The sequence below is a fragment of the Burkholderia sp. 22313 genome (assembly GCF_052045245.1).
Classification (GTDB): Bacteria; Pseudomonadota; Gammaproteobacteria; order Burkholderiales; family Burkholderiaceae; genus Burkholderia.
The window spans coordinates 1-626 of record NZ_JBQEON010000089.1 but is presented as its reverse complement, the minus strand read 5'-3'; the positions used below and the strand labels follow the sequence as shown (position 1 = coordinate 626).

Here is a 626-nt window from a genome sequence, read left to right as displayed (position 1 = left end):
CACGCCCGCGCTGATGCCGATCTTCGCGCCGTACATCAACTCGTATCGCCGGCTGTCGCGCTTCATGGCCGCGCCGATCAACGTGCAGTGGGGCTACGACAACCGCACGGTCGGCTTCCGCATCCCGCACTCGGGCCCGGCCGCACGCCGGATCGAGAACCGGATCCCGGGCGTCGACTGCAATCCGTACCTCGCGCTCGCGGCGACGCTCGCGGCCGGCTATCTCGGCATGACGCAACGCCTCGAGCCGACCGAGCCGCTGGTGAGCGACGGCTACGCGCAGCCGTACCAGCTGCCGCGCAACCTCGAGGAAGGGCTCACGCTGATGGCCGCATGCGAGCCGCTCGGCGAGATTCTCGGCCACAAGTTCCTGAAAGCGTATTTCGCGCTGAAGGAAACCGAATACGAAGCGTTCTTCCGCGTGATCAGCTCGTGGGAACGCCGTCATCTGCTGCTGCACGTATAAGCGCGCGCACGACGCATTATCGAAATACGGAGGAAACATGACGTACCGCAACGAATCCGCGTGGATCCAGCCCGCCGCACCGGCGGCCCGCACGACGCAGGCGCGCACGACCGCCGAATACCGCGCGCTCGACGCCGCGCATCACATCCACCCGTTCTCG

At 66.6% G+C, this 626-nt stretch carries 1 pseudogene; it reads left to right on the top strand.

From position 1 onward, the window contains the following. Window positions 1-466, top strand: a pseudogene (locus tag ACTJKF_RS31405) (glutamine synthetase family protein); the annotation flags it as partial. Between the last annotated feature and the right edge of the window lie 160 nt (window positions 467-626).